Source organism: Microbacterium paludicola (genome assembly GCF_015235415.1).
Taxonomy (GTDB): domain Bacteria; phylum Actinomycetota; class Actinomycetes; order Actinomycetales; family Microbacteriaceae; genus Microbacterium; species Microbacterium paludicola.
In genome coordinates this window covers 1-2,914 of sequence record NZ_JADGLL010000082.1, presented here as the reverse complement: position 1 = coordinate 2,914, position 2,914 = coordinate 1, and the positions used below count along the sequence as shown (strand labels likewise).

Below are 2,914 nucleotides of genomic sequence, written 5' to 3'. Positions count from 1 at the left end.
ACCCACCACCCCGGCACCGGCGCCCACAACGCCGCCCGCGACGTCCGAGCCGACCCCGAGCTCGCCCGCACCGAGCCCGAGCACCTCGACGAGCGCTCCCGCTCCGGCCCCGACGACGTCGACCACGGTGGCGCCCACCAAGGCCTCGGTGACGACGACCCCGACGCCGACGGAGCCCGCACCGACCCCCACCTCGACATCCGTCGTCGGCAGCGTGGTCGACTCGCTGCTGTGAGGCGGCAGTCCGGGCGATCCTGACTCAGCCGGCGTGGCGCCGGCACCACTCGTACATCACAACAGCCGCCGCGGCCGAGGCGTTGATCGAGCGGGTCGAGCCGTACTGGGTGATCTCGATGTGCCCGGATGCCGCGGCGAGCGCCTCATCCGACAGCCCCGGCCCCTCCTGACCGAACAGCAGGACGCACCGCTCGGGCAGCTCGGCACGGTCGACCGGCACCGCCTCCCCCACGTTGTCGACGGCCAGGATCGGGATGCCCTCCGCGCGCGCCCACGCGGCGAACGCCGCGACATCCTCGTGGTGCACGACGTGCTGGTATCGGTCGGTCACCATCGCCCCGCGGCGGTTCCAGCGGCGGCGCCCGATGATGTGGACGGTGTCGGCGAGGAACGCGTTGGCGCTGCGCACGATCGATCCGATGTTCATGTCGTGCTGCCAGTTCTCGATCGCGACATGGAACGGATGCCGCCGCGCGTCGAGGTCGGCGACGATCGCCTCCATGCGCCAGTACCGGTAGCGGTCGATGACGTTGCGGGTGTCGCCGTGCGCGAGCAGCTCGGGGTCGTAGACGGGGTCCTCGGGCGGATCGCCCTCCCACGGGCCGACGCCGTGGCCGCGCACTTCGTCCATCGGGGCGTGGGTCTCGGGGGTCGGATCCGTCACTCGAGAAGGTTACCCGTCGGCAGTTTTCGGTGCGCCTAAATCTCTGGCACACTGTCGGCATGACGACGACGGAGACCCGGATGACGCGCCCCCCGCGGGTCGCGTGGCTGCTCGGCCCGGCACTCGTGGCGGGCGTCGCCTACCTCGATCCCGGCAACGTCGCCAGCAACATGACGGCCGGGGCGCGCTACGGCTACCTGCTGGTCTGGGTCGTGGTGATCGGCAACGCGATGGCGTGGCTCATCCAATACCTGTCGGCCAAGCTCGGCGTCGTCACGGGCGAGAGCCTGCCCGAGGTGCTGGGGAGGCGCATCCGCAACCGCTGGGGGCGGCGCGCGTACTGGCTGCAGGCCGAGCTCGTCGCGATGGCCACCGACATCGCCGAGGTGATCGGCGGCGCGGTGGCGCTCAACCTGCTGTTCGGCGTGCCGCTGCTGTGGGGCGGCCTCATCACCGGGGCCGTGTCGCTCGCGCTGCTCGTCGTGCAGTCGACCCGGGGCGCGAAGCCGTTCGAGTTCGTGATCATGGGACTGCTGATCATCATCGCGATCGGCTTCGCCGTCGGCGTGTTCGTCGGCCCGCCCGACGGCGGATCGGTGCTCGCGGGGCTCGTGCCGCGGTTCACGGACAGCGGATCCGTCCTGCTCACCGCGTCGATCCTGGGGGCGACGGTCATGCCCCACGCGATCTACGCCCACTCGGCGCTCGCGCGGGATCGGTTCGCCCCGCGCGGATCCGCGCACCTCGTGCAGGGCGACGGATCACTTCGCGAGGGAGGGGTGAGCGTCACCCGGATCCTCCGCGCGACGAAGTGGGATGTCACCATCGCGCTCGCCGTCGCCGGGTCGGTGAACCTCGCCATCCTGCTGCTCGCCGCGGCGAACCTGCCGGGCGTCGCCGGCACCGACAGCCTCGAGGGAGCGCACGCGGCGATCGCCGCCGGCCTCGGCCCCGCGATCGCGACTCTCTTCGCCGTGGGCCTGCTCGCCAGCGGCCTCGCCTCGACCTCGGTGGGCGCCTACGCCGGCGCCGAGATCATACAGGGGCTGCTGCGGGTGCGGATCCCGCTGATCGCGCGGCGCCTCATCACGCTGGTCCCGGCCCTCGCCATCCTGGGCGTGGGCTTCGACCCCACGCTCGCGCTCGTGCTGAGCCAGGTCGTGCTGTCGTTCGGCATCCCGTTCGCCCTCGTGCCGCTCGTCGTGCTCACCGCCCAGCGACGCACCCTCGGCGAGCACCGCAACCGCGTCGTGACGACCGCCCTCGGTGCCGTCGCCGCCGCGTTCCTCATCACGCTGAACGCCCTGCTGCTGTGGCTGGTGGCGACCGGGGCGTAGGCCGCCACGGGGCACGCCCTAGCCTGGAGGGGTGCCGCACTCGCCCGCGATCGACGACTACCTCAAGACGGTGTACGCCCACACCGAGTGGCAGGACGCGCCCATCACGCCGTCGGTGCTCGCCGCCAAGCTCGGGATCGCCCCGTCCAGCGTGACCGAGATGGTCAAGAAGCTCAGCGCGCTGGGGTTCGTCGCGCACGAGCCGTACCGGGCCGTGCGACTGACGCCGGAGGGCGAGCGGCGCGCGCTCGAGATGGTGCGGCGGCACCGGCTGATCGAGACCTGGCTCGTCGAGGAGTACGGCTACGCCTGGGACGAGGTGCACGAGGAGGCAGAGGTGCTCGAGCACACGATCAGCGACCGCCTGCTCGAGAAGATCGACGAGCGGCTGGGGCGTCCGAGGTTCGATCCGCACGGCGATCCGATTCCGGATGCCGCCGGGCTCGTCGAGCGGGTGCGGTTCGTGCTGCTCGCGGAGGCGCACGAGGGCCACGCCGGACGGATCCTGCGCGTCAGCGACCGCGACCCGGGACTGCTGCGGCTCATCGAGGCCGCCGGGATCGCCGTGGGACAGGATGTGCGCGTCACCGCGCGCGGACTCGACATCGCCGGTGAGAACGTCGAGCTGCCGTCGGGGGCGGCGGAGGTGATCTGGCTCAGCGCCTGAGGGTGTCGG

General features: G+C 72.1%; 4 protein-coding genes. 2 read left to right on the top strand and 2 right to left on the bottom strand.

Going from position 1 to position 2,914, the window contains the following annotated elements:
* Together IR155_RS15565 and IR155_RS15560 are read right to left on the bottom strand one after the other, a co-directional pair.
* Window positions 1–192: hypothetical protein (locus IR155_RS15565; protein WP_209306791.1), on the bottom strand; the 192-nt coding region annotated here is incomplete at its 3' end.
* Between the two features lie 67 nt (window positions 193–259).
* The gene (locus IR155_RS15560; protein ID WP_135115694.1) at window positions 260–868 is read right to left on the bottom strand and encodes a TrmH family RNA methyltransferase; all 609 of its coding nucleotides are present in this window, start codon (window positions 866–868) and stop codon (window positions 260–262) included.
* A gap of 92 nt (window positions 869–960) precedes the next feature.
* Between IR155_RS15560 and IR155_RS15555 the strand changes: the two genes are divergently transcribed.
* Window positions 961–2,238: an Nramp family divalent metal transporter gene (locus IR155_RS15555; protein ID WP_135115693.1), complete on the top strand. Its 1,278-nt coding sequence runs from the start codon at window positions 961–963 to the stop codon at window positions 2,236–2,238.
* Window positions 2,239–2,269: 31 nt separating this feature from the next.
* Window positions 2,270–2,905, top strand: coding sequence for a metal-dependent transcriptional regulator (locus IR155_RS15550; protein ID WP_135115692.1), 636 nt, complete (start codon window positions 2,270–2,272; stop codon window positions 2,903–2,905).
* Window positions 2,906–2,914 lie beyond the last annotated feature (9 nt).